Annotated in this window: 23 protein-coding genes and 1 riboswitch; of the genes, 12 read left to right on the top strand and 11 right to left on the bottom strand. The window is 37.5% G+C overall.

The features are described 5' to 3' along the window. Positions 1-92 precede the first annotated feature (92 nt). Positions 93-190: riboswitch (purine riboswitch) on the top strand. A gap of 77 nt (positions 191-267) precedes the next feature. Beyond that, positions 268-1,578, top strand: coding sequence for an NCS2 family permease (locus CP368_RS03385; protein ID WP_098044425.1), 1,311 nt, complete (start codon positions 268-270; stop codon positions 1,576-1,578). A gap of 113 nt (positions 1,579-1,691) precedes the next feature. Here CP368_RS03385 and CP368_RS10475 read toward each other — a convergent pair whose 3' ends face one another. Continuing rightward, on the bottom strand, positions 1,692-1,961 hold the full coding sequence (locus CP368_RS10475; RefSeq protein WP_233185789.1) for a hypothetical protein: 270 nt from the start codon (positions 1,959-1,961) through the stop codon (positions 1,692-1,694). Between the two features lie 478 nt (positions 1,962-2,439). Between CP368_RS10475 and CP368_RS03375 the strand changes: the two genes are divergently transcribed. From CP368_RS03375 to CP368_RS03350, 6 genes are all read left to right on the top strand, one after another. After that, a complete protein-coding gene (locus tag CP368_RS03375; RefSeq protein ID WP_025006205.1) occupies positions 2,440-2,694 on the top strand; it encodes a hypothetical protein in 255 nt (84 codons plus the stop codon). 100 nt (positions 2,695-2,794) lie between these two features. Then, positions 2,795-3,235: a CopY/TcrY family copper transport repressor gene (locus tag CP368_RS03370; protein WP_098043993.1), complete on the top strand. Its 441-nt coding sequence runs from the start codon at positions 2,795-2,797 to the stop codon at positions 3,233-3,235. 15 nt (positions 3,236-3,250) lie between these two features. Then, entirely contained in the window at positions 3,251-3,628 is a 378-nt protein-coding gene (locus CP368_RS03365) for a cupredoxin domain-containing protein (protein ID WP_056945594.1), read from the top strand. After that, a complete protein-coding gene (locus CP368_RS03360; RefSeq protein WP_005724722.1) occupies positions 3,628-3,915 on the top strand; it encodes a cupredoxin domain-containing protein in 288 nt (95 codons plus the stop codon). Before CP368_RS03365 ends, CP368_RS03360 begins: the two co-directional genes overlap by 1 nt. Then, positions 3,915-5,837: a copper-translocating P-type ATPase gene (locus CP368_RS03355; protein WP_098037155.1), complete on the top strand. Its 1,923-nt coding sequence runs from the start codon at positions 3,915-3,917 to the stop codon at positions 5,835-5,837. The genes CP368_RS03360 and CP368_RS03355 overlap by 1 nt, the downstream gene beginning before the upstream one ends. 127 nt (positions 5,838-5,964) lie before the next feature. Continuing rightward, the gene (locus tag CP368_RS03350) at positions 5,965-7,323 is read left to right on the top strand and encodes an MFS transporter (RefSeq protein ID WP_098036456.1); all 1,359 of its coding nucleotides are present in this window, start codon (positions 5,965-5,967) and stop codon (positions 7,321-7,323) included. A gap of 40 nt (positions 7,324-7,363) precedes the next feature. Here the strand turns inward: CP368_RS03350 and CP368_RS03345 are convergent, their stop codons facing one another. The 10 genes from CP368_RS03345 to rpmH all read right to left on the bottom strand — a co-directional run bounded on the left by CP368_RS03345 (position 7,364) and on the right by rpmH (position 19,042). Continuing rightward, positions 7,364-7,516 carry an SPJ_0845 family protein gene (locus CP368_RS03345; protein ID WP_013642612.1) on the bottom strand — a complete coding sequence of 51 codons (153 nt, stop codon included), beginning with the start codon at positions 7,514-7,516 and terminating at the stop codon, positions 7,364-7,366. A 64-nt stretch (positions 7,517-7,580) separates the two neighbouring features. Then, positions 7,581-8,684, bottom strand: coding sequence for a hypothetical protein (locus CP368_RS03340; RefSeq protein ID WP_098045752.1), 1,104 nt, complete (start codon positions 8,682-8,684; stop codon positions 7,581-7,583). Between the two features lie 95 nt (positions 8,685-8,779). Next, complete coding sequence (locus CP368_RS03335; protein WP_098043983.1) at positions 8,780-10,339, bottom strand: ClC family H(+)/Cl(-) exchange transporter; 1,560 nt, start codon at positions 10,337-10,339, stop codon at positions 8,780-8,782. 100 nt (positions 10,340-10,439) lie between these two features. Further along, a complete protein-coding gene (gndA, locus tag CP368_RS03330) occupies positions 10,440-11,843 on the bottom strand; it encodes an NADP-dependent phosphogluconate dehydrogenase (protein WP_098043984.1) in 1,404 nt (467 codons plus the stop codon). Between the two features lie 173 nt (positions 11,844-12,016). Further along, positions 12,017-13,825 (bottom strand): pyruvate oxidase, encoded by a 1,809-nt coding sequence (gene spxB / locus CP368_RS03325; protein WP_098036452.1) that lies wholly within the window; start codon positions 13,823-13,825, stop codon positions 12,017-12,019. Positions 13,826-14,199: 374 nt separating this feature from the next. Further along, positions 14,200-16,098 (bottom strand): tRNA uridine-5-carboxymethylaminomethyl(34) synthesis enzyme MnmG, encoded by a 1,899-nt coding sequence (mnmG, locus tag CP368_RS03320; protein ID WP_098043985.1) that lies wholly within the window; start codon positions 16,096-16,098, stop codon positions 14,200-14,202. A gap of 9 nt (positions 16,099-16,107) precedes the next feature. After that, on the bottom strand, positions 16,108-17,493 hold the full coding sequence (mnmE, locus tag CP368_RS03315) for a tRNA uridine-5-carboxymethylaminomethyl(34) synthesis GTPase MnmE (protein ID WP_087176518.1): 1,386 nt from the start codon (positions 17,491-17,493) through the stop codon (positions 16,108-16,110). Between the two features lie 110 nt (positions 17,494-17,603). Then, complete coding sequence (locus CP368_RS03310) at positions 17,604-18,500, bottom strand: membrane protein insertase YidC (protein ID WP_191451350.1); 897 nt, start codon at positions 18,498-18,500, stop codon at positions 17,604-17,606. Beyond that, entirely contained in the window at positions 18,481-18,849 is a 369-nt protein-coding gene (gene rnpA, locus CP368_RS03305; RefSeq protein ID WP_087176516.1) for a ribonuclease P protein component, read from the bottom strand. The genes CP368_RS03310 and rnpA overlap by 20 nt, the downstream gene beginning before the upstream one ends. A 52-nt stretch (positions 18,850-18,901) precedes the next feature. Beyond that, a complete protein-coding gene (gene rpmH, locus CP368_RS03300; RefSeq protein ID WP_003549412.1) occupies positions 18,902-19,042 on the bottom strand; it encodes a 50S ribosomal protein L34 in 141 nt (46 codons plus the stop codon). Between the two features lie 474 nt (positions 19,043-19,516). On the opposite strand from rpmH, the gene dnaA reads away from it, so the two are divergent. The 5 genes from dnaA to gyrB all read left to right on the top strand — a co-directional run bounded on the left by dnaA (position 19,517) and on the right by gyrB (position 25,710). After that, the gene (dnaA, locus tag CP368_RS03295) at positions 19,517-20,884 is read left to right on the top strand and encodes a chromosomal replication initiator protein DnaA (protein ID WP_087235770.1); all 1,368 of its coding nucleotides are present in this window, start codon (positions 19,517-19,519) and stop codon (positions 20,882-20,884) included. A 156-nt stretch (positions 20,885-21,040) separates the two neighbouring features. Beyond that, positions 21,041-22,171: a DNA polymerase III subunit beta gene (gene dnaN / locus CP368_RS03290; protein ID WP_098043987.1), complete on the top strand. Its 1,131-nt coding sequence runs from the start codon at positions 21,041-21,043 to the stop codon at positions 22,169-22,171. A 222-nt stretch (positions 22,172-22,393) separates the two neighbouring features. Continuing rightward, positions 22,394-22,618 carry a S4 domain-containing protein YaaA gene (gene yaaA / locus CP368_RS03285; RefSeq protein ID WP_025006343.1) on the top strand — a complete coding sequence of 75 codons (225 nt, stop codon included), beginning with the start codon at positions 22,394-22,396 and terminating at the stop codon, positions 22,616-22,618. Then, positions 22,618-23,745: a DNA replication/repair protein RecF gene (recF, locus tag CP368_RS03280; protein ID WP_098043988.1), complete on the top strand. Its 1,128-nt coding sequence runs from the start codon at positions 22,618-22,620 to the stop codon at positions 23,743-23,745. The genes yaaA and recF overlap by 1 nt, the downstream gene beginning before the upstream one ends. After that, positions 23,746-25,710 carry a DNA topoisomerase (ATP-hydrolyzing) subunit B gene (gene gyrB, locus CP368_RS03275; protein ID WP_056945597.1) on the top strand — a complete coding sequence of 655 codons (1,965 nt, stop codon included), beginning with the start codon at positions 23,746-23,748 and terminating at the stop codon, positions 25,708-25,710. It begins immediately after the preceding gene. Positions 25,711-25,718 lie beyond the last annotated feature (8 nt).

Raw genomic sequence — 25,718 nt, 5'->3', positions numbered from 1 at the left:
TTGAACGACTACTCCGTCGAGTAATCATCCAACACTAGATTAGTATGTTTTGTTTCCCGAGAAATTTGCGTAGGCCACGTATTTCTGCTAGAATACTTAACAATCAAGTTATCTATATATCGTCGAAATAAGGTCGACAGTATCTACCCTGAGCCATAAATTCAGGACTATAGGTATCAGACGTCATAATTTTATTAAGGACATCTTTTACCCATGACTTTGGGTAAGCTATGTCTTTTTTCTTTTTGTTTTTATTTTGGAGGCGCAATGGATTTTTTAAATAAAGTCTTTCATTTAGAAGAAGCTAACACTAACGTTAAACGCGAATTAATTGCCGCATTAACTACGTTTGTCAGCCTTTCCTACATCTTGTTTGTTAACCCTAATATTTTACACGCAGCTGGTATTCCTAAAGGCGCAGCCTTCACTGTAACGGCCATCGCTACAGCAATTGGTTGTTTCCTGATGGGCTTTATTGCAAACTACCCTATTGCTTTAGCACCAACATTGGGTAGTGGTGCTTTCTTTGCCTACAACGTTTGTGTAGGGATGAAGATTTCTTGGGAAACTGCATTAGCTGCCGTTCTTGTAGCTTCTGTTTTATTCATTTTGATTACGATTTTCAAATTGCGTGAAATCGTAGTTGATGCCATTCCTCAAGACATGAAATACGCAATTTCTGCTGGTATCGGCTTGTTCATCGCCTTTATCGGTTTAAAAAATGGCCAAATTATCGTTAACAGCGATTCAACTTTAGTTGCGTTAGGTAAATTCAGTAATCCTGCTGTATGGATCACTTTATTCGGTTTAGTCCTAACTGTAGTCTTGATGGCATTGAATGTTCCTGGCTCAATCTTTATCGGAATGATCGTGACTGCCATTTTTGGTATGATCATTGGTCAAATTCCATTGCCACACGGTATTATTTCAGGTGCACCAAGTATCGCGCCTACTTTTGGTCAAGCAGTTTTCCATATTAAAGACATCAATACAGCTCAGCTTTGGATGGTTGTTTTGACCTTCTTATTGGTAACTTTCTTTGATACTGCTGGCACTTTAATCGGAATGACTGAACAAGCTGGTATGGTTGATAAAAATGGTAAGATTCCACGGATCGGTCGTGCGTTCTTAGCCGATTCAACTGCCATGGTTGAAGGTGCTGTCTTCGGTACCGCTCCACTTGGTACTTCTGTAGAATCAAGTGCCGGCATCGCTATGGGTGGTCGTACTGGTTTAACTGCTATTTTTGTTGGTATCTTCTTCTTAATCAGTATGATTTTCAGTCCGCTTCTTCAGGTTATTCCAACTACAGTTACAGCACCTGCCTTGATTATTGTTGGTGTGTTAATGGCAAGCAATTTAAAGAAAATCGATTGGGATAAATTTGAAATTGCCGTTCCTGCATTCTTGACAGTTGTAGGGATGCCACTTACTTACAGTATTTCTGATGGTTTAGCATTAGGCTTGATTGCTTACCCTATTACGATGATTGCTTCTAAGCGCTACAAGGAAGTAACGCCAATGATGTATATCCTGTTTGTGGTATTTATCATATTTTTCTTGGTAACGAATTTATAGAAAAATGAAAAGACGGTTAACTATTATTGGTTATCCGTCTTTTTTGGTATGATAACTATATTAAGTTTCACATGAAACAGAGTTATGGGATCAAATTATTAAAATTGACTGTTTTATCGAGATTTAAACTCAATCTTAATAACTTTTTTGCCTTTACTAAACTTCTTCATTGAATGTAAATTTAAAAGCGATTGCGGAATCACATCAGAGTTAATACGATCTATTAGTGTTAAAGCTAATATTTCTTTATTAGTTCTTAATACATAATCAAAAGACAGTAGTAGATATTTATAACCACGTGTTACTCTAACATTTTTACCAATCAGCTCTTTAAATTGCAGTAAAACTTGCAACTTTTGAAAAGTTGTCCCATCTTTTTTTATATAAATACTGTTCTCATCAATGTTCTTATTTAGTGCATCCGTAAAAAAAGAAGCAGCTCCTTTTCATATTTTATGCCACATAAATGCATGAAATTTGATCTCCTAGCTTTTACTTTTAGGCAAAGATTATCGGTTTAATAGATCACATTTTGGTTAACAAAATATTTATTAAAAAAGTAAGCTGCATTATATATTGCACCATAATAACGATTTAGTCTTAAATGCTCTTTATAATTTAATCTTTTATATCCCTTTACATTTTTCATAATTCCTCCAAAAAAAATGAGTTCACAAAAAATTTGCGAACTCATATATGGTCGGTTTAGTTTCGGTGTCTGCCACCAATAGGCCCTTACGTCCTACATGAAATATCAGATTGACCATGAGCCGACCGCTCATTCAGATATTTGAACATATATTTTACAAGTAGCTATTTTTTAATCACAACAATAAATTTATAACACGAGGAGAAAACATTATGAAATTAAGCAAAAAAGCACTTTGGATTATCGGTACCTTAATCACCTCGGCAATCGCAGGAATTTTCTTTTATTTAAATATTCATAATAGTTCCGCAACTACCGTTGCAGTAATTCTAGCTGGAGTGGCATTGTATTTTCTTTTTGAAACTGGACAGTTATATAAGAATATTTGGATTAAGATTTTAGTATATTTAATTGATGCCGTTTGGATCGCGTTTGTATTATTAATAATCAGCTTATTTATTCATTAATTTGGAAAGATTTTGACAATCTTTCTTTTTTTATTGCATCAAAGTTTACAAATATAAATTTAAAGTGTATATTTACATTTGTAAACTAAAGGAGGAGAAAATGGTTAAACTTCAAGAAAATAAAAGCACGATTTCTGATAGTGAGTGGGAAGTCATGCGCATTATTTGGACACTCGAGCCCGTCAGTTCTACCAAAATAATTCAAGAATTGCAGGCAAAAAAGAACTGGTCCGAATCAACAATTAAAACTTTGCTGCGGCGCTTGGTTAAAAAAGAACTGCTTACCACCACAAAAGAAGGCCGGCATTTTATCTACTCTGCTAACGTTAACCAAACCCAAGTGATGACTGAAGCTGCAGAAGAACTACTAAATCGCATGTGCGACATGCACAAAGGCGAAGTTCTATTACAGTTAATCGCCAACTCACCTATTTCAAAGAGTGATTTATCTAAAATAAAAGAAATTATTGCTACTAAAGAAAAAGATGCGCCTTACATGGTGCCATGCAATTGCCTACCAGGCAATGAAAAGATGTGCTAAAAGGAGAAGTTAAAAATGACTATAGCTCAAATCATCACGCTAATTGTAGCGGTTGTCTTAATCGGGTTTATCCTCTGGTGGTTCTTCGGCAAACATCAAGAAGCCGTTGGTACTGCCAGTGTTGATCAAGGCGTTCAAGAAGCAAATATCGTTGTTAAAGGCGGCTATTCCCCTTCTACCGTTGTTTTAAAACAAGGAGTTCCTGCAAAGGTTAACTTCGATATGAATGATTCAACAGCATGTTTGTCTCACGTTGTTTTTGAACAACTTGGTGTTGATAAAGATTTAACTAAGCAAAAAATTACTACTATTGATATTCCCACTGACAAGAAAGGCACTTATAACTTTGCTTGTGGTATGGATATGTTTCATGGAAAGGTTGTTGTTAAATAATGAGTATTTTTTCAAAGAATCAAACTAAAAAAGTTGTTGTTAATGCAGAAAATCATGGTTATAAACCAAACACAGTTACTTTCAAGCAAGGTAAACCAGCTCAATTAAAGTTTATTCCATCAGATAATATGGGCTGCATGAATGAAGTAGTCTCTAAAGATTTAAATTTTGACCAAAAATTAGATGGTAAAAAAGAAGTTACGATTGACATTCCAACTGACAAGCCAGGTACTTACACCTACGCTTGTGGAATGGATATGTTCCGCGGAAAGGTTGTTGTTAAATAATGAAGCTCTCAAATATTAAGCGCTTCTGGATTTCATTTATTTTAGCAATTCCAATGCTAATCCAGATGTTTGCCACGCCATTTCACTGGATGATGCCGGGCTATAATTGGATCGCCTTTATCACGACTACAATCATAATGGCAATTTCTGCTGCGCCTTATTGGAGCAGTGCTTGGTCCGCTTTTAAGCACCATAACGCTAACATGAACACGCTGATAGCCGTTGGTACTTCAATAGCATACTTCTACAGTATCTTCGCCATGTTTACTGGCCGTGAAGTTTATTTTGAAACTGCTGCTTACGTAACCGTCTTCGTTTTACTCGGGGATGCCCTGGAAGAAAAGATGCACAATAACGCTTCAAATGCCTTAGCTAAATTGATTGACCTTCAAGCTAAAGACGCTGAAGTTGAGCGCAATGGCGAGTTTGTTAAGGTACCTCTTGACCAAGTCAAGGTTGGCGATATCATCCGCGTTAAGCCAGGTGAAAAGGTTCCTGTCGATGGTGTAATTGTTAATGGATCATCAACTCTTGATGAATCAATGGTTACTGGTGAAAGTATGCCAGTTACTAAGAAAAAGGGTGACGATGTTGTTGGTTCAACGATCAACACCAATGGTACTTTTACCTTTAAAGCAACTAAGGTTGGTAGCGAGACCATGCTATCTCAGATTGTTGATTTAGTTAAAAAAGCCCAAACCAGTCATGCTCCAATTCAAAATTTGACCGACAAGATCTCTAATATTTTCACACCAGCCGTTTTGATTATTGCTATCCTTACTTTCGTTATCTGGTACATCTTCTTAGGTGCAACGTTAATTAGTGCGATGCTCTTCGCTGTTTCCGTAGTTGTTATTGCTTGTCCTTGTGCTCTTGGGTTAGCCACTCCAACCGCTTTAATGGTTGGTACTGCTCGTAGTGCCAAGATGGGTGTTTTGATTAAAAATGGTGAAGTACTTCAAGAAGTCAGTGACATTAATACCGTTGTTTTCGACAAAACTGGTACGATTACTGTTGGTAAACCGCAAGTTACTAATGTTGTAGGCGATAAAAACAAAGTTTTAGCTATTGCAGCTAGCTTAGAAGAAAATTCCGAACACCCACTAGCAACTGCCGTAGTTAAAACAGCACAAGAAGCCAATATTACAATTAAGCCTGTCAAAAACTTTGCGGCTATCGAAGGCCGCGGGGTTAAGGCTAACTATGATAATCAAGAAGCTTTTGTTGGTAGCGATCGTTTATTAGAAGATATTTCTATTTCCCAGGAAATGAAAGATCAGGCTCTCCAACTTCAAAAAGAAGCAAAAACTGTAGTCTATGTTGGCCTAGGTAATGACATCATTGGCTTAATTGCCATTCAAGATGTACCTAAAGCAAGTTCTAAGCAAGCAATTGCGGAACTTAAAAAGCGTGGTTTAAAGACGGTGATGCTTACCGGTGACAATCAAAATGTTGCCGAAGCTATTGGGCGCGAAGTTGGTATTGATCAAGTTATAGCAGGCGTTTTGCCAACCGAAAAAGCTGCTGAGATTAAGAAATTGCAGGATGAAGGCAATAAAGTAGCATTTGTTGGTGATGGGATCAATGATGCTCCTGCTTTGTCTACGGCTAATGTTGGTATTGCTATGGGATCAGGGACAGATATCGCAATTGAATCAGGTGGTATCGTCCTCGTCCAAAACGATTTAATGGGCGTTGTGAAGGCACTAGAGATTTCTAAGAAGACTTTCAATAGAATTAAATTAAATCTGTTCTGGGCCCTGATTTACAACACTATTGGTATTCCTATTGCTGCCGGCCTGTTTATGGGATTAGGTTTAACTCTTAGCCCAGAACTAGCAGGACTTGCTATGGCCTTCAGTTCAGTTTCAGTTGTAACTAGTTCATTGCTATTGAATAAAACAAAAATTGCAGGTGCTTAATGAACGAAAAACCAGATTTAACATCTGGTTTTTATTTTGTCTTTTTGCAATTTTTTTAATCTTTTGTTAACATTATATTATTGTATTAATAAAGGAGTTGATGAATAAGCAAGCTGTGCTTGCTCTTATGGAAAATAATACCCAAACTACACGCGAAAAAATTATCAAAACTAAAAAGAATTATAAACGTGCTCCGTTGATGCCGGTTCATTTAAGAGTAATGATTGCTGTTATCTTAGGTCAAATAGCCTGTGGCTATGCCTTGGGCATCAGTGGTACAGCACTTTCAAATGCCGCTAAATATATTGACATTAGCGATTTATGGACCGGTTTAATCGGAGCTGGTTCATTGATTGGATTAGCTGGTAGTCTTTTAATAGGACGACTTTCTGATAAAATTGGTCGCCGTCAGTTATTAATGATCAATATGTATATTCTGGCAGGATTAACCCTAATTCACTTATTGACAGCCAATTTATTATTGACCTTCATCATTAGAATCGGAATCGGATTAATGATTGCTGTTGATTATACTGTTGGTAATGCTTTATTAACAGAATGGTTACCTAAAGGTGAGGATAGTAAGCGCCAAAGTCATTTATTGATCTATTGGACAATCGGTTTCATCTTATCCTATATAGTTGGTACTCTCATTACTGGCTTGGGCGCTTATACTTGGCAACTGATTATAGCTACCGGTGCCGTTCCAGCAATTATTACCGCCTTATTCCGAAGTTTCTTTCCGCTTCCCGCTTCTCCTACTTGGCTCGCAAGTAAAGGTAAAGTTAAGAAAGCAAACAAAATCATTAGTAAACACATGGGACACAAATGGCGCTTGCCTAAACGATTTATGAAAAAGAAAGCGCCTAAAGATATTGCCTGGGGAATTTTATTCTCTAAGAAATATTTACGCCGCACTTTAGTTGGTGGTATCTTTTATGCTTGCCAAGCATTTTCATTCTTTGGTATTAGTATTTTCTTACCAATTTTGCTTAGCAGCATGAATATTACAGGTGGCAGCATCTCCGGAATCATTTACAATGGCGGTATGTTTGTCGGCGTTCTATTCGGTATCTTTATTTTTAATAAAATTAGTCGCCGTACATTTTTAGTTGGCAATTTTTTAACTTCAGCTGTTTTAATTGGTATTATGGCTTTAGTACCTGGGTTAGATTCAATGATTAAATTATCCATTTTCACTATTTTTGCGATTATCCTTTCATCAGGATTAGTGCTTGATTACCCATATCCCACTGAATTATTTGGCATTAAAGTACGTGGGACAGGAGTTGGTACGTGCATTACAATTAGCCGTTTTGGTGCAGCCGCTGGTACATTTTTATTACCGGTTCTAACCAATATTGGTGGTGCAAAATTAGCTATGTTAGTTTGTGCAATTGTATTGCTCTTCGCATTTATCGTTTGTCTTATCTGGGCACCAGAAACATCACCGAAATTTATTAAAGCTGAACAAAATAATAATTAATTATCATAAAAAGACAGATGCATCTTCGCATCTGTCTTTTTTACTTCTTATCTTTCTTCTTTTTATCTTTAGAATCCTTATCAAGCAATTCTTCTGGATCCTTGTGTTTTGGCGTCTTTTTTGGATCTGGAACGGTCGCAAAACGATCAAGCATCTTTTGTAAATTATTAGGGTTGTCAAAAGTTAATCCCATAACTCATCTTCCTTTCGTTTTCCTCATTATATAAAAATTAATAAGCTACTAGCAACTTATTTAATTATTTATGATCAATGAAACGCTGCATTTTTATCATTTCTGAGCCAGCCAAATCAACACTAATTAGATCATCATAATTATGGTCACTAATCTCGCCTAAATCATATTCAGTTAAGATTTTTAAATCAAAGCCTTCATCGCCACGATCAGCAATTAAGCCCAATCGATCTGGATAATGATAAATAGAATCACTGATTTTTATCACATGATCATCAGGCCAATTCTCAATTACCTCGGTGATTGACTTTATCGGGCCATTAAGATTAAGTGATCGTTCCAAATAGTCAGGATCAAAGCTATGATTTTTCTGTTGCCAATTTACTAAATAATTAAAATAGTTCAGTCTTTCTGATTCTTCCGTAACGTGCGCAACATGACTCCGAGCTATCACGGCAATAGATTCTACTTGTCCCAATTCATTTAAGCTCTCAAGCAAAATATTATCTTCATCATACTTAAGCACTTTGCCAATCACAAAATTACCAAATTGATCATCGAAAGTATAATCAAAATAAATTTCTACTAATTTTAATTCATTAAACTCATAATTTTGCTTTTGCTTCAAATAATGAATAAATAAATTATTATCTATGCTGTTTACGTCAACACAAACAATATCTTGAAGAGGAATAACCGTAGCAAAATGTTCAATAGAAGTGCCGTTCTTTTCTAAAATACGGACTTCTTTTTTATCAAGCTGTGTAATCAAACCAGTGTAAGTTACGCCGGTATCAACCTCAAAAGTTACAAAAGGCTGCGCATCAGCAACATTGATCAGTAAGTCATAAATATCAGTGAAATCCCAGTTCTTTACTGAACTATTTAAGTGCCTCATGTCAAATGGATCCTTAATTTCAGTTGTCGCATAATAATGCAACACTGGTGTGTCGTCCTCTATTTTGGCTATTTGATCTTCCTTGATAAAAACAATTCCGCCTTGATTGCCAGTTTGATCAACTGATTCTAAAACGATCCAACCATGTTCACGTGCCACAATTTGACCAATATAGTAGGAATTTGCATCAATAAAAGTAATGCTCTCATCCCCACCCAAATTATATTTTTCTTGATCAGCATTCAATGTAACTTGCACTAATTTGTTCATGTCTATCCCTCTTTTCTGTATAAGTTCAAGTATCCACTAAGAAACATTTTTCTGCAAGAAAAAAAGCGGCATCTATTGATGCCGCTTAATCTCATTTACCCATCAAGTTCAACGCCTTGCAGCTGTTTCATCTTACTATAAACTACACCACGTTGACTTGAGTCAAATTCTAGAATTAACATATCGCCACCGCGAATAACCGTTTGTCCATTAGGAATAATTTCATCCCCATCACGGCGAATAGTACTTACACGCGTATCTTCAGGCCACTTAATCTCGGATACCTTTTTGTCAACTAATCTAGAGCTCTCATAAACCGGTAGAACCATTCGATCAGCTTGGCCAGTATAATTAACCTTACGATCACTATGCTTGTCCATAGCGGCCGCTAAGAGGCCGTAAATTGGTTTTCCGCCAAGAAGTTCATCAACTAGCAGCGCAATAAATGCTACAACAGCAAGTGGCATTAAATGTAGCAATGAGCCAACCATTTCAGTAATCAAAATAATTGCGGTAAATGGTGCGCGAATAATTGCGGCGAAATAGCCAGCCATTGAAAAGATTACTAAGTTAACTACTAAACGCTGAGGCAATAGTCCAAGTTGAACCATGAACAAACCATAAGTAGCACCAATTAAAGCACCCATGGTCAAAATTGGCAAAAAGATACCACTTGGTAAACCAGAGTCATAGGCCACGATTGAAAAGACAATTCTCATGACATAATAGAACGCCAACAGACCAACTAATCTCCATCCACTTTGTGTAATTATATGGGGCATTGCCAAAATCAAGCGATTACCAGGACCTGTAATTAATGGCCAGAAGTAGGCTATTGGAATTAAGATTGCCAAAGGGATTAAGCCATGAAGCCAGTGAGGCAAAAACGTGATTTTTGCATAAACTTTTTTCAAACTAAACAGTCCGACTTTGTATAAATGGCCTAGAACACCTAATAAGATCCCTAAAATAATCAAGTGCCAATAGAGCACAATTGGGAATGAATGATTATATAAAATTCCAAGCGCTGGATGGATACCGAATAAATTGGAAACCACAAAGTTGGAAGCAATTGCTCCAGCTAATGCATTCATCCAAACAAGTGGAGAGAAATTATGGAAAACTTCTTCTAATACAAACAATGCTCCACTAAGAGGTGCACCAAATGCAGCAGATAGACCACTAGCGGCACCGGTTGCTAACAAAATTCGTGAATTAAGCTTATTTTGCTTAAAGCCTTGGCCTATACCCTGGCCGATGGTTGAACCGAGTTGTAATGAAGGGCCTTCTGGTCCCAAGAACAAGCCTGTACCAATTACCAGAATACCCCCTATTAGCTTACGCCATAAAATTGGGAACCATTGCAGAGATAACTTTCCTTGAAGCTGTAATTTTACTTCAGGAATACCTGATCCTCCAACATGAGGATATTGTTTTACAAAATACCCTGCAATTACGGCTACGGCGATAAAGCCTATAATAATCACAATAAACCATAATGGATTGCTGTGAGCTAATTGAAATAAATGCAGCCAAAAACCTGACGTTTTTTCAATTCCAAATCTAAATAGCCCGACTACTATACCAGTAAAGATACCAACTACTAACGCTTGTAAAAGTAGTTTTATATTGGTTTTATTTCCCTCGTCTTTCATATAACCCTCTCTTTAATTGAACAATCACGACAAACTCTATTGTACAATAAAAAACCAGCTAAGATTTAGCTGGTTTTTGGTTTCATGTGAAACAGATTTATTATTTTTCTTCATACCATTCAGTATGGAATGTACCTTCACGATCATTTCTTTGGTAAGTATGTGCACCAAAGTAGTCACGTTGACCTTGAATAAGGTTAGCTGGTAAATCTGGGTTAAAGATTGATTCTAAGTAGTTAAGAGCTGCACTTAAAGTTGGAGTTGGTACGCCAGCCTTAGTAGCGAATTCAACTGACTTTCTCAAAGCTGGAAGGTTTTCTTCCATTAACTTTCTGAAGTAGTCATCTTGGAACAAGTTCATGAGCTTGTTGCCTTTAGAATACGCATTTTCGATATCTTTAAGCATTGCAGAACGAATAATGCAGCCTGCTTCCCAATCTTGAGCAATTGACTTGTAGCGCAAGTCCCAATCATAAGCTTCGGCAGCCATGGTTAATTGTTGGAAGCCTTGTGCGTATGCGACAGCTTGAGCTAATTGCAAAGTCTTTTCGAATTCATCCACTAAATCGTCAGGAATTGCACCCTTGTACTCAAACTTAGCTTGCTTAATACCGCTCTTCACTGCTAAATGAGCTTGCTTACTCATGAAACGAGCCATAACAGCTTCAGCTACGACAGTTACTGGAGCGCCAAGTGCAACACCGTCTTCAAGCATCCAGTTACCAGTACCCTTGTAAGAAGCAACATTCAAAATGTGGTCAATCACGTGATCTGGAGTCAAATCATCCTTTTGAGCTAATACTTTAGAAGTGATTTCACTAAGGTATGCTTCAACCTTACCATGGTTCCACTTGTCAAAAATTGCGGACATCTCATCATCACTCTTATGAGCAACATCACGAAGTAAGTTGTAAACTTCTGAGAATTCTTGCATGATACCATATTCGATACCATTGTGAACCATCTTTACATAGTGACCAGCACCTTCAGGACCCATGTAGTAGACACATGGCTTGCCTTCCTTGTTCTTAGCAGCAATTGCTTCAAGAATTGGAGCAACCTTTTCATAAGCTGCTTCATCACCACCGGGCATAAGAGCTGGACCGTTAAGGGCACCCTCTTCACCGCCGGACACACCCATACCGATAAAGTGAATACCATGCTTTTCCATTTCATGGTAGCGACGGTTAGTATCGTGGTAGTTTGAGTTACCGCCATCGATTAAAATATCGCCCTTATCCAGCAATGGGAGCAATTTTTGCAAGGTTTGATCCACTGGATCACCAGCCATAATTTGGATCAAAATCTTGCGTGGCTTTTCGAGTGAATTAACAAATTCTTCCCATGTATAACATGGCTTCAACTTATCATCTTCATATTTTGCAAAAGCATCAACTTCTGGTTTATCAATTGAAAAGCCAGAAACTGAGAAGCCGTGATTTCTAACGTTTAAAGCGAGGTTTTTACCCATAACGGATAAACCGATAACGCCGAATTGTTGCATATCTTTAACATCCTCCATTTAATCAAAATTCATCATGTTTTATTATACTTTTTAAAGACAAAAAAGCGAAATTAAAAGACCGCTCTTTAGTCATTCCCTGGGAAATATTGCCACAAAAAAAGCGAGATTTTCATCTCGCTTTTTTGGTCAATTGAATTAAAACTAATTAGAAATTAGTGTTGTGAAGCACCCGAAACTGTATCAGGAGCAGTATCTTCTTCAGGTTCTGATTCTTCATGCTGAGATGCACCTGTTGCAGCGTCAGCTTCCAAACCATACTTTTCAGCAAAGTAGCTGAATGGCTTCAAGTCTTCGGCTTGATACTTCTTGACGAATGCAGGATCGTCAATTGAGTTCAATTCAGTTGAGTAAGGCATTTCGTGGGTGTACTTAACATCAATCAACATTGGGCCATCCATCTTCTTGAATTCGTCAACTGCTTCTTCGAATTCTTTCTTAGTGCGTACAGTAACGCCCTTCACGTTCATACCTTCAGCAACCTTAGCCCAGTCGTTGTCAGGAATAATAACGCCTGATAATGGTTGGTGAGATTCATCCTCTTGTTCAGCTTGAATGTAACCTAAAGTCTCGTTAGTGAAGACAACATTCAAAACATGCATGTTGTAGCGTGCCATAGTGAGTAATTCTTGGTTCATCATAGCAAAGCCACCATCACCAGCTAATTGCCATACTTCACGGTCTGGGTAAACAGTTGCAGCCATTAAGGCAGCTGGAGCACCGTAGCCCATTGTTGCGTGCAAGCCTGAAGTAGTCCACTTTTGATCATCATGCAAGTTCAAAAGACGGCATGAGTCAACGTTAACGTTACCAACATCGATTGCAAAGATAGCATTGTCATCAGCCTTCTTGTTGATTACATCCCAGATTGGCTCTGGACGTACAGGCATTTCATCTGAATTTTTAAAGCTATCTTGCCAAGCATCCCAATTTTCACGGTCTGCAATAGCAGCCTTGTAAAGTGGTGATTCGCTTCTAGTTTCACCAGCGTCAATAATTGCTCTCAATGCCTTCTTAGCATCAGCTAACATTGATACATCAGTTGAGTGACGCTTGCCAAACTTAGCTGGATCAACATCAATTTGAATTACCTTGGCATCCTTAGGGAACCATAATACTGAGAATGGTGAGTTATTGCCAACCCAAACAACTAAGTCAGTTGCACCTTGAACTTCTTGTGCGGCCTTTGGTCCAATACGACCGATGGTACCCATGTATGCTGGAAACTTGTCTTCTACGATACCTTTGCCTAAGTATGATGACATAATTGGAGTCTTGAATTTTTCGGCAAATTCCTTAACTTCATCACCGGCATCTTTAGCGCCTAAACCAATGTACATGGTTGGGTTCTTAGCTTCCTTCAAAAGCTTAACAGCTTCATCAACTGAAGTCTTAGTTGGTGCTGGGTAGTTTGGCTCTGGATGAGCATCCTTGTTTACACGGAAGTTATCCTCAATCTTTTGCCAACCGTAGTCCTTAGGAACGATTAAAACTGCAGGACCTTTTCTTGCGTAGGCTTGACGGATAGCTTCGTCAGTCAATACTGGAATAAGCTCTGGAGTCTTAGCTGAAGCGCACCAAACGCTAGCGTCTAAGAACCATTTATCTTCATCAAAAGCTTGGAAGAAGTCGATATCTTGTCTGCTAGTTGGAACGTTAGCTACAATAGCTACCATTGGTGTCTTATCAAACTTAGCATCGTATAAACCGTTAAATAAGTGAGCAGCACCAGGACCAGCTGAACCGAAACATACACCCAACTTACCTGTTACCTTATATTCTGATGATGCAGCAAGTGCGCCAGCTTCTTCGTGACGTACTTCGATAAATTTCATCTTATCTCTGAAGTCATAGATGGCATTCATACTTGAGTCGAATGAACCACCTGGGAAACCATAGATGTGGTCAATTCCCCAATCATAAATAACTTTAAGCATTGCATCAGAACCATTAATTTTTGTCATTATAAGTACATCTCCTTAACTTTTCGTTTCTTTCATAATGTATTAAAACACATTTTTTCACATTTTTAAAACGTTAAAAGCGTTGTTATTATGCAAATGAAAACGTTTTTTTAAAAATAATCATTTCACAAAGATAGATAAATTTAGACTTATATATCACTCGTTGGTAGCGTTTTCTATTGTGATTTCATGAACATTATTATACTAAAAATCATTTATTTTATATACATTTATTATTACTTATAGTCAAAATTTAAAGAAAAAATTTTTTCTTTTTATTCAATCGTCCATTTTTTAGGTTGCGAGTTATTTCAAAAGGGCATGAAAAAAGCATAGTGGCAGTATTTGTCAACTATGCTTTTTACTTATTCATTTTATTTGTTTACTTTGGAATAGCGACCATTTTGAATATAAACACTCAAGATAGCTAAATCAGCTGGGTTTACCCCCGAAATACGTTCGGCCTGAGCTAAAGTCTCAGGACGAATCTTTTCAAATTTCTGACGAGCCTCAGTTGCTAAGCCCTCAATCATTTCATAATCAATATCAGCTGGAATCTTTTTAGCTTCTTGACGCTTTAAACGAGCAATTCTGGTTTCTTCTTTCTTGATATAGCCCGCATATTTAATCGCAATCTCTACTTGCTCTTTGACATAACGGTCACCATCGATCTTTTCGCCAGTGAGTCGTTCGATATCATCGATCTTAACATGTGGACGGCGTAAGAAGACGTCTGCCTTTACGCCGGCTTTCATTGGTTCCTGGCCGATACTCTTCAGATATTGCTGAACATCATCAGTCAAGTGAACCGTAATTTCATGCAATCTAGCTTTTGCATCCCTAATAGCTTGCTTCTTTTCTTCGAACTTCTTATAGCGTTCATCAGAAATCAAACCAAGCTGGTGACCATATTCGGTCAAACGCAAATCTGCATTATCATGACGCAAAATTAAGCGATACTCAGCGCGACTCGTCAACAAACGATATGGTTCATTAGTACCCTTAGTTACCAAATCATCAATCAAAACACCGATATAAGCATCGTTTCGTCCCAAGGTAAAGCCAGGCTTGTCTTGCGCACTTAGTGCAGCGTTAATCCCAGCAATCAAACCTTGACCAGCGGCTTCTTCATAGCCTGACGTACCATTCATCTGTCCAGCAGTAAATAAGTGCTTGATGTTCTTAGTCTCAAGAGTGTGCTTCAATTGCCATGGTTCAACCACATCATATTCAATTGCATAACCTGGGCGCATCATCTCAGCGTGTTCAAGTCCCGCAACTGAGTGAACCATTTTAAGCTGAATTTCTTCAGGCATTGAAGTTGAAAAGTCGCCTACATAAACTTCTTTAGTAGTTCTACCTTCTGGTTCAAGGAAAATTTGATGACGATCTTTATCGGCAAAACGAACCACCTTATCTTCAATAGAAGGACAATAACGAGGGCCCACACCCTTGATAATCCCACTAAACATTGGTGCTCGATCAAGATTATCACGAATAATTTCATGGGTACCGTTGTTGGTGTAAGTCATCCAGCAAGAGATTTGATTCTTTAAATAGTCAACGTCTTTACTTTCATATGAGAAATGACGAGGAGTTTTATCACCAGGCTCTTCTTCAGTCTTGGAGTAGTCAATCGTATTACCGTTAACACGTGGAGGAGTACCAGTCTTAAAACGACGAAGCTTAAAACCAAGTTTTTCAAGGTTTTCTGACAACTTGATTGAAGGAGTTGTGTTGTTAGGACCTGAAGAATAAGTAAGTTCACCAATAATAATTTTGCCGCGTGCTGCAGTACCGGTAGTCAACACAACGCTTTTAGCATGGTATTTTGCACCTGTATTGGTAATTACACCTTTGCAAACGCCGTCTTCTACTACTAATTGATCTACAATTGCCTGACGCAAAGTTAAATTAGGCGTATTTTCAATAGTATCCTTCATATGCTCATGATATTGCCACTTATCAGCTTGGGCACGAAGAGCACGTACGGCTGGACCCTTACCGGTATTCAACATTCTCATTTGAATATAAGTAGCGTCAATGTTTTTACCCATTTGTCCGCCCAAAGCGTCAATTTCACGAACCACAGTCCCTTTAGCAGGACCACCAACTGATGGGTTACATGGCATAAAGGCAACCATATCCAAACCAATAGTCACAAGCAAGGTCTTTTGCCCCATATGTGCACTTGCCAATGCTGCTTCACACCCTGCGTGACCTGCTCCAACAATAATTACATCATATTCATTTGAATCATATGTTTTAATCATATTCTTCCCCTACTTTCCTAAACAGAATTGACTAAACAATTGCGTTACCAGTTCATCTGGCGCGCTTTCTCCAGTGATTTCGCCTAAAGTATCCCAAGCTCCAGTGAAATCAATTTGCGCGATATCTACTGGGATGCCATCATCAACTGCTTGCACTACATCCTGCAATTCTTTTTTAGCCTTAGCTAAAAGTGATGTTTGACGCTGGTTAGTAACCATTACTTGATCATTAGAATTTTCGATACCAGCAAAGAATAGTTTATTGATTAATTCTTCTAATTTATCAAGATTTTGCTCTTTCAAAATTGAGGTTAAAATAACGTCGCTGCCAGTTTGCTTCTTCATTTCATCAACTGTTATCTTTTGTCCTAAATCAGACTTATTCAAGACAATAATTCTCTTTTTGTTCTTAGTTTCTTCAATTAAAGCTCTATCTTCAGCTGTTAATTCTTGACTAGCATCTATCAACAAAAGTACTAGATCAGCACGATCTAGCGCCTTCTTTGATCTTTCTACCCCGATTTTTTCAACCTTATCGTCTGTATGGTGAATTCCGGCAGTATCAATTAATTCTAGCGGTACTCCTTTTACAGACACATATTCTTCAAGGGTATCTCTAGTGGTTCCGGCTACATCGGTTACAATTGCTTTATCACTTTGAGTCAAATAATTAAGCAATGATGACTTACCCACATTAGGGCGTCCAACAATTGCAGTCGCAAGACCATTACGCAAGATTTTACCCTCTTGTGCAGTCTTCAACAGTCGATCTATTTTCTTAATTACTGATTTAGCAGTATCAGACATTTGCTTGGCAGTAACAGTATCGGCATCATACTCTGGATAATCAATATTTACCTCTACATTAGCCAGAGTATCCAAAATCTCCTGTCTCATAGCTTGAATTTTATGCAAAAGCCCCCCAGCAAGCTGCCCTACAGCGACCTGACGTGCTTTATCTGTTTTAGCACGAACAATGTCCATCACACTTTCAGCCTGAGTTAAATCAATTCTGCCATTAACAAAGGCACGCTTAGTAAATTCACCCGGATCAGCCATACGAGCGCCATGACTTAATAAAAGTTGCAAAATATGATTTGTAACTACGATCCCACCGTGACAATTGATTTCAACAATATCCTCACGCGTAAAAGTCTTGGGCGCACGCAATACTGTGACCATTGATTCATCGATAGTTTTACCAGTATCAGGATCAATAATATGACCATAGTGAATAGTATGTGTTGGTACTTTAGTCAAATCTGCACCTTTAAAAACTTCATTAGCAATTTTAACTGCATCTTCACCCGACATCCGTACAATGGAAATTCCGCCTTCGCCAATAGGGGTGGAAATTGCAGCAATTGTATCGAACTCTGTTAAAGTTTGAGCCATAATTTCACCTTTTCTTAATAAAAAAAGTGCATTATACCACCACGAATAAACATGATGGATAAAGCACTTTGACTACTTTATCTAAAAATCATTTTAGATTGATATTCTTTTTATCTCTTTTTGCGTCCTAAACGCTTGTAAGTTTTTCTTATCTTACGTTTACGTTCGCGCTCGGCTTCTGCCTTAGCCTCTTGCTCTCTCTTAAATTTAATAGGATTTTGCAAGATAAAGGTCTGAACTGCCTGGAATAAGTTGGAAATAACCCAGTAAAGTGTAATTGCTGATTGGAAGTTCAATGCCATTACACCTACCATGATTGCCATTCCGTAAGTCATTACCTTTGTCATCCCATTTTGAGCTGACTTAGGCGTAGCTAACTGACTAATGTAGGTAGACAAGAAAGTGAAAACCATTGCCAAGATCGGCATTATGTAATAAGGATCCGGTTTACTCAAATCCATCCACAAAAAGCGACCAGTTTGCAACTGTGGCGTACGTAAAATCGCGCCATACAAAGCATACATAACAGGCAATTGGATCAAAACGGGTAAACATCCAGTATACGGATTTACTCCTGCTTCCTTATATAGTTTATTAGTTTCTTGTTGTAATAGTGTCCTTGATTCAGTGTCACGTCCTGGATATTTCTTACGTAACTCATTAATTTGTGGTTGAATGCCTTGCATCTTTGTTGTGCTTCGAATAGAAATAGCATTCAAAGGCAACAAGATAACACGAACAATAATGGTAAAGACAATAATTGCCCATCCATAGCTATTGCCCATTAACTTAGCTAACCACAAAATGAAAGCTGACATGTAATAAACAATCCATCTGTCCCACCAATTGCCACTGTTATGTGAAACTGGTGCAACATGACCGTTTGCACCTTGAGTCGCACATCCTGTCAAAACGACAGCAAGTGTAATCAAAGCTAAAACGGCAATAAGACGTTTGACATTTCTCTTGGTCAGAATGTCCTTCAATCTAATTTTCCTCAACTTCATCTGGCATTTCTTCAATAATATGAGCCAAAGCTAATGCATGAAGCAAGTTTTTTCGTACTTTGACCATATCAAAATTACGAGCATAAGGCCGGGTAATGATTAAAAAATCAGCATGTGGATCAATCTCCAACTTTTTTTCATCAATTACGGCCCGAATATAACGCTTGAGTCGATTACGTGCAACTGCAGTATGCCCAACCTTCTTGCCAACAGAAATACCTACACGAAAGTGCCTGTTTTCTGCTTTTTCTACCTTATAGATGACAAAAGCACGGTTAGCTACTGAATTACCAGACTCGAAAACTTGCTGGAAATCTTTTTCAGATTTTACTCGATAAGACTTTCTCAAAACGTTTCATTCCACTCTATGTAGACTAAAAAAACCACTGGGATTCAGTGGTTTAAGCAGATAAGACTTTTCTACCCTTTGCGCGGCGTCTTGCTAAAACCTTACGGCCATTTGATGTGCTCATACGCTTCATAAAACCATGAACACGTGAACGGTGACGCTTCTTAGGTTGGTAAGTTCTCTTAGTTGTCATTGTAAACTGCACCTCCATAAAATCTTTGTGCTAAATACACAATTTCTTATTAAGAATAGCACGAATAGCCGCAAAAACCAAGTATTTATTTAAAAAAGCATTCATGATTCATTCAAAAATAAATCCCTTAAACAGCATTTTTATGTGGATAAAAAAATAAATATTTTTTCACACGAAATAATTCACAAGATAATTCCCAATGTTTTCCACATCCCACAGGGTGTTAAAAATTAAATTCACACCATGTGGATAACGCATATGGTAATGCGCTTAAATTATTGCTACAATAGCAAAAGTAATCCACATGTCAACTGTGCATAAATTAACCTTTTGATTTGTATCATGTCAAAATGTGCATATTAGTATTAAAATAATCCACAGGCTGTTAATCATGTTAATTACTTTTACTCTTGTGGAAAACTTTTATATAAAATGATACACTTAATGTGCTTTTTACTATTGGGGGAATGCACATTGTTCGACATTGAAAAATTCTGGCAACATTTTAACGATGAGATGCGGGCTCGTTTTAATGAAGTTGCTTATAATGCATGGTTTAAAAATACTAAGCCTATTTCTTACAATAAAAATACACATGAATTGAAAATCTTAGTTCAAAATCCTGTTGCAAAGGGGTATTGGGAGAAAAATTTATCTTCACAACTGATTCAATCGGCCTATGGTTACGCCGGAATTGAAATATTACCTGTATTTCAGATAACTGAAAATAACGAAAGTCCTGAACGGATCGTCACACCCGAGCCCAAACATGATATTCAACTACAACAAGAAAAAAGAGCACCTAGACAATTCACCAAAAATTTAAAATTAAACGAAAAATATACCTTTGATAATTTCGTTCAAGGTGAGGGAAACAAATTAGCTGCCGGCGCCGCATTGGCTGTAGCAGACAGTCCTGGTAGCTTTTACAATCCACTCTTTATTTTTGGTGGTGTTGGTCTTGGAAAAACACACTTAATGCAGGCAATCGGTCACCAAATGTTAGCCGAACGTCCTAATGCAAAAGTAGTCTATATACAGAGTGAAACTTTCGTTAATGATTTTATTAATTCCATAAAAAATAAAACGCAAGACCAATTCCGCGAAAAATACAGAACTTGTGACTTGCTGTTAGTCGACGATATTCAATTTTTTGCAAAAAAAGAAGGTATTCAAGAAGAATTCTTCCATACCTTTGAGACTCTATATAATGATCAAAAGCAAATCGTGATGACCAGTGATCGCTTACCAACTGAAATTTCCGATTTGTCCGAGCGTTTAGTTTCTCGATTTACATGGGGGTTACAGGTTGAAATTACACCTCCAGATCTTGAAACACGAATTGCAATTTTACGCAAGAAGGCAGAAGCAGAGGGCTTAGTCATTGATGACAACACTCTCGATTACATAGCCTCACAAGTAGACACTAATATTAGAGAACTTGAAGGTGCACTTGTTAAAGTTCAAGCATATGCAACTATTGAAAAAGCAGACATAAATACAAATTTAGCTCGAGAGGCTCTTGTTGATCTAAAATTAGTCCAAAAAAATCGCGGGTTACAGATATCTAAAATCCAGGAAGTAGTCGCAAATTATTTCCAAACTTCAACTGCCGAATTAAAGGGTAAAAAGCGTGTACGGCAGATTGTAGTACCAAGGCAAATAGCGATGTACTTATCTCGTGAGTTAACTGATGCTAGTCTACCAAAAATTGGACAAGAATTTGGCGGCAAAGATCATACCACGGTAATGCATGCATATGATAAAATCGATAAGCAAATAAAAACGGATACAGAAATAAAAAGTGCTGTGTTTGATTTGAAACAAATGCTTGAGCATTAATTATCCACTGTGGATAACTTTAAGAGTTTTACACATAGTTTTTAACCGTTTAAATTCCGTTATTTTAAGGCTTCTACTGAGTTTTCAACAAAATTCACAGGCCCTACTACTACTAATTAAATATATAATTAATATAAATAACTTAGGAGGACAACAATGAAATTTACAATTAATCGTAATCTGTTTATAGAAAACTTGAACAATGTAATGCGGGCTATTTCCTCAAGAGCAACTATTCCTATTCTTAGTGGTATTAAGTTGGACTTGACTGAAACAGAATTAACCTTAACAGGTAGCGATACAGACATTTCAATTGAAATAAAGATACCTGTAAACGAAGACTTAAATGTGGAATCTACAGGTTCAATTGTTCTGCCTGCTAGATTCTTCAGTGAAATTGTTAAGAAATTACCAGGTAAAGACTTTTCATTTGAAGTAAAAGAAAGTTTCCAAACTCAAATCGTATCTGAAAATAGTGAATTTACAATTAATGGCTTAGATGCAAATAATTATCCACGTTTACCTGAAATCCCTGATAATGCCGCATTTACTATTTCTGGCAAAACTTTCCGTGAAATTATTAATGAAACGCAATTTGCTACATCTAACGATCAAACGAGAGCTATTCTTACAGGTGTTCGTTTCTTCTTTAATCCAACCAACATTAAGGCAGTCGCAACTGATTCTCACCGTTTATCACAGAGAACTATTACTTTAGAAAACGGACCTCAAGCAGAAACCGATCTGATTATCCCTGGTAAAAGTTTGCAAGAATTAGCTAGAATTATTGGAGAAACTGATCCAGAAGTAAAAATTTGCCCTGGTGATAACCAAGCATTGTTTGTAATTGGCAATCTTTCATTCTATTCACGTTTGCTTGATGGCAATTATCCTGACACTGATCGTTTAATTCCAACTGAAAAAACTACTAGTGTTGAATTTGATATTTCAGAATTATCTAGTGCACTTGAACGTGCAAGTTTGTTAACACACGCGGGCCGCAATAACGTAGTAACTTTAACTTTGGATACTACGAACCAAACTGCAAAGTTATCTGGTAAATCCGCAGAAATTGGTAATGTAGAAGAAGATGTAAGTTTCAGGAACTTGGAAGGAAATGACTTACAAATTTCATTCAACCCTGATTACATGCGTGATGCACTTAGAGCTTCTATTACCGATTCTGTAGTAATGAGTTTTACTAAGCCACTGCGTCCATTCGTCATTAATCCAGATAAAGATGATATTGAATTTGTTCAATTAATTACACCAGTTAGAACCTACTAATTAAGTACACAAAATTTAGGTATTAAAAAACTGCCCCATCGTGGGCAGTTTTTATTTGTTTTTCTGTTAAATGCTAAAAATCGATGCTCTAGTATTTTTTATTCGGGATAGTGTGATCAGGTTATTTGCAAAAAAACCGCAGAAAACGCCTTAAATAGCGGTTTAAGTTTGTTATTTGTTATGAAAACTAATATAATTATATAGGTAAAAAGAGTATTGAAGGTGAACATCATCAAATATTTTACAATTGTTGGCGACTGTATAACTTTAGGGCAATTCCTTAAAGAAGAGAGCGTTGTTTCGTCAGGCGGGCAAGCTAAATTTTATCTCCAAGATAATCCAGTAACTTTAAATGGAGCACTTGAGAATCGTAGAGGTAAAAAAATTCGCGTTGGAGATCATTTGCTAGTTAATGGGCAAGAATATGAATTTCGGCGGGAAGAGTAATGTATCTTGATCATTTTGTAGTTCAAAATTTTCGTAATTTAAAAAAGCTTGATATCGATTTTGATCCTAACGTCAATATTTTTATTGGCAAAAATGCGCAGGGAAAAACCAATCTTTTGGAAGCAATCTATTTTTTAGCGTTGACTAGATCCCATAGAACCAATTCTGATAAAGAATTAATAGGTTTTGGTGGCGAATACACCAATTTGCTTGGTCATGTGCAAAAAAGCCAGGTTGATCTAACATTGCGTGTTTTGATCACCCAAAAGGGTAAAAAAGTATGGATTAATCGTGTTGAGCAAGCTAAGTTATCGAAGTACGTTGGCCAATTAAATGCAATTTTATTTTCTCCGGAGGATTTGGAGTTGATAAAGGGTGCTCCAGCCTTGCGGAGAAGATTTATGGACCAAGAATTCGGTCAAATAAATGCGGAATATTTATACTTTGCTAGTAAGTATCGGCAAGTTTTGCTTCAAAAAAATAATTATTTAAAGCAACTTACCAAAGGAAAAACAAATGATCAGGTCTTTTTAGATGTATTGTCAGATCAGCTTGCAGGTATTGCTGCAGAAGTGATTTTTCGTCGTTTTAAGTTTTTGCGATATTTAAGTCACTATGCTAGCGATGCATATGCACATATCAGTTTGGGTGGTGAGAAGCTAGCAATAGCGTACCACCCATCTGTTTCTACTATTGAAGCGGATGATACTGTTGAAGAGATTTATCAAAAAATACTAGCAAACTTTGAACGCAATAAAGCGATTGAAATGCGGAAGGGTACTACTACGTCTGGACCGCACCGAGACGATATTGAGTTTAAGCTCGATGGTAAAAATGCCCATTTATATGCTTCCCAGGGACAGCAACGTTCCATTGCTTTAAGTGTAAAGTTGGCAGAAATTCAGTTGATCCATCAATTAACTGATGAATATCCATTGTTGTTATTAGATGATGTGATGAGTGAGCTAGATCACACTCGTCAAAGTGCACTCCTTAATTATATTCATGGAAAGACTCAGACCTTTATCACTACAACAGATCTGGAAGGAATTTCCTGGGAAATAATTAAGAAGCCACGTGTGTACCACATTCAATCTGGCAAAATTAGTTTTGAGAAGGAGAATTAAATGGCTGATAATTCAAAGAAAAATCTTGATAAGGTCAAAAAATATGAAAAAGAGGCCGACAAGTATAATGCCAGTCAAATTCAAGTCTTAGGCGGCCTGGAGGCTGTTCGTAAGCGACCAGGTATGTATATCGGTTCGACTAGTTCTCAGGGATTGCACCACTTAGTGTGGGAAATTATTGATAACAGTATTGATGAACGACTTGCTGGTTTTGCTACCAAGATTGAAATTACTGTTAATGAGGATGGTAGTGTTACTGTTCAAGATGATGGTCGTGGTATCCCAGTAGATATTCAGAAAAAGACAGGTCGTCCAGCATTAGAGACTGTATTTACTGTACTTCACGCCGGTGGCAAATTCGGCGGTGGCGGATACAAGGTATCAGGTGGTTTGCACGGTGTTGGTGCATCTGTTGTAAATGCTTTGTCCACTAAGCTTGATGTAACTGTCATGCGTGATGGTAAAAAGTATTTCATTGATTTTGATCACGGCCGTGTTAAGGATGATATGAAACAAATTGGTACTGTGCCACTTGATCAACATGGTACTATTGTTCATTTCTATCCAGATCCTGATATTTTTACTGAAACTACTACTTTTGATGACAAGATCTTAAAGAATAGAATTCGTGAACTTGCATTTTTAAACAAGGGATTAAAGCTTACTTTTACTGATAAACGTAAAGATAGTGCTGAAACCGACGTATACAAGTACGAAGGAGGTATTAAAGAATACGTTGCCTTTTTGAACAAAGGACAAGAAGTATTATTTGATGAACCAATCTATGTTGAAAGTACTTATAACGGTATTGATGTGGAAGTTGCTTTGCAATATACAAATGGCTATAAGACCACTTTGATGACTTTCGCTAATAATATCCACACCTATGAAGGTGGGATGCACGAGGCTGGTTTTAAGACTGCTTTAACTCGTGTAGTCAACGACTATGCGCACAAGGCTAAGATCTTAAAGGATAAGGATGACAATCTTTCTGGTGAAGATATCCGTGAAGGAATGACAGCTGTTGTTTCAGTTAAGCACCCAAGTCCTCAGTTTGAAGGTCAGACCAAGACTAAGTTGGGTAACTCAGATGCTAGAACAGCAGTAGATAAGTCATTCTCTGAGACTTTTAGCCGTTTCTTAATGGAAAATCCATCTGTTGGACGCAAGATTGTGGAAAAGGGACAACTTGCTGAACGTGCTAGAACAGCTGCTAAGCGTGCGCGTGAAGTTACCCGTAAAAAGTCCGGTTTGGAAATTGCAAACTTGCCAGGTAAATTAGCTGACAATACCAGTAATGATCCAAGTATTTCTGAATTATTTATCGTTGAGGGTAATTCAGCCGGTGGTTCAGCAAAACAAGGTAGATCTCGTTTGACCCAAGCAATTTTGCCAATCAGAGGTAAGATCTTGAACGTTGAAAAAGCTTCAATGGATCGTATTTTAGCTAACCAAGAAATCAGATCTTTATTTACAGCTTTGGGTACAGGCTTTGGTGCAGATTTTGATGTGTCTAAGGCTCGTTACCATAAGTTAATTATCATGACTGATGCCGATGTCGACGGTGCTCACATTAGAACTTTGCTTTTGACGCTGTTTTACAATTACATGCGTCCAATGATTGAAAAGGGATATGTATACATCGCTCGTCCACCTCTGTATCAGGTTCGTCAGGGTAAGGTAATTAAATATCTTGATACTGATGAAGAATTGCATGATTACTTAGGTAGTTTGCAACCAAGTCCTAAGCCAGTTGTACAGCGTTACAAGGGGTTAGGTGAAATGGACCCAGAACAATTATGGGAAACTACTATGAATCCAGAAAATAGACGTTTGGATCGAGTAAGTCCTGAATATGCCAAGGATGCGGATGCAGTCTTTGAACTTTTAATGGGTAATGAAGTTGCTCCAAGACGTGACTTTATTCAAAAGAATGCTAAATATGTTGAAAATTTGGATGCATAGGAGAGGTT

The sequence above is a fragment of the Lactobacillus sp. UMNPBX17 genome (assembly GCF_002553735.1).
In the GTDB taxonomy this organism is placed as follows: Bacteria; Bacillota; Bacilli; order Lactobacillales; family Lactobacillaceae; genus Lactobacillus; species Lactobacillus gallinarum.
This window is presented reverse-complemented; position numbering and strand designations above follow the sequence as displayed.

Excerpts from the sequence above, each read along its gene's own strand:
- CP368_RS03350 (WP_098036456.1), top strand. The coding sequence starts at position 5,965 with ATGGAAAATAATACCCAAACTACACGCGAAAAAATTATCAAAACTAAA.
- gyrB (WP_056945597.1), top strand. The coding sequence starts at position 23,746 with ATGGCTGATAATTCAAAGAAAAATCTTGATAAGGTCAAAAAATATGAA.
- dnaN (WP_098043987.1), top strand. The coding sequence starts at position 21,041 with ATGAAATTTACAATTAATCGTAATCTGTTTATAGAAAACTTGAACAAT.
- CP368_RS03365 (WP_056945594.1), top strand. The coding sequence starts at position 3,251 with ATGACTATAGCTCAAATCATCACGCTAATTGTAGCGGTTGTCTTAATC.
- CP368_RS03355 (WP_098037155.1), top strand. The coding sequence starts at position 3,915 with ATGAAGCTCTCAAATATTAAGCGCTTCTGGATTTCATTTATTTTAGCA.
- rpmH (WP_003549412.1), bottom strand. The coding sequence starts at position 19,042 with ATGACAACTAAGAGAACTTACCAACCTAAGAAGCGTCACCGTTCACGT.
- gndA (WP_098043984.1), bottom strand. The coding sequence starts at position 11,843 with ATGCAACAATTCGGCGTTATCGGTTTATCCGTTATGGGTAAAAACCTC.
- CP368_RS03360 (WP_005724722.1), top strand. The coding sequence starts at position 3,628 with ATGAGTATTTTTTCAAAGAATCAAACTAAAAAAGTTGTTGTTAATGCA.
- CP368_RS03310 (WP_191451350.1), bottom strand. The coding sequence starts at position 18,500 with ATGAAGTTGAGGAAAATTAGATTGAAGGACATTCTGACCAAGAGAAAT.
- CP368_RS03340 (WP_098045752.1), bottom strand. The coding sequence starts at position 8,684 with ATGAACAAATTAGTGCAAGTTACATTGAATGCTGATCAAGAAAAATAT.
- CP368_RS03345 (WP_013642612.1), bottom strand. The coding sequence starts at position 7,516 with ATGGGATTAACTTTTGACAACCCTAATAATTTACAAAAGATGCTTGAT.
- spxB (WP_098036452.1), bottom strand. The coding sequence starts at position 13,825 with ATGACAAAAATTAATGGTTCTGATGCAATGCTTAAAGTTATTTATGAT.
- CP368_RS03375 (WP_025006205.1), top strand. The coding sequence starts at position 2,440 with ATGAAATTAAGCAAAAAAGCACTTTGGATTATCGGTACCTTAATCACC.
- mnmE (WP_087176518.1), bottom strand. The coding sequence starts at position 17,493 with ATGGCTCAAACTTTAACAGAGTTCGATACAATTGCTGCAATTTCCACC.
- CP368_RS03335 (WP_098043983.1), bottom strand. The coding sequence starts at position 10,339 with ATGAAAGACGAGGGAAATAAAACCAATATAAAACTACTTTTACAAGCG.
- mnmG (WP_098043985.1), bottom strand. The coding sequence starts at position 16,098 with ATGATTAAAACATATGATTCAAATGAATATGATGTAATTATTGTTGGA.
- CP368_RS03385 (WP_098044425.1), top strand. The coding sequence starts at position 268 with ATGGATTTTTTAAATAAAGTCTTTCATTTAGAAGAAGCTAACACTAAC.
- recF (WP_098043988.1), top strand. The coding sequence starts at position 22,618 with ATGTATCTTGATCATTTTGTAGTTCAAAATTTTCGTAATTTAAAAAAG.
- CP368_RS03370 (WP_098043993.1), top strand. The coding sequence starts at position 2,795 with ATGGTTAAACTTCAAGAAAATAAAAGCACGATTTCTGATAGTGAGTGG.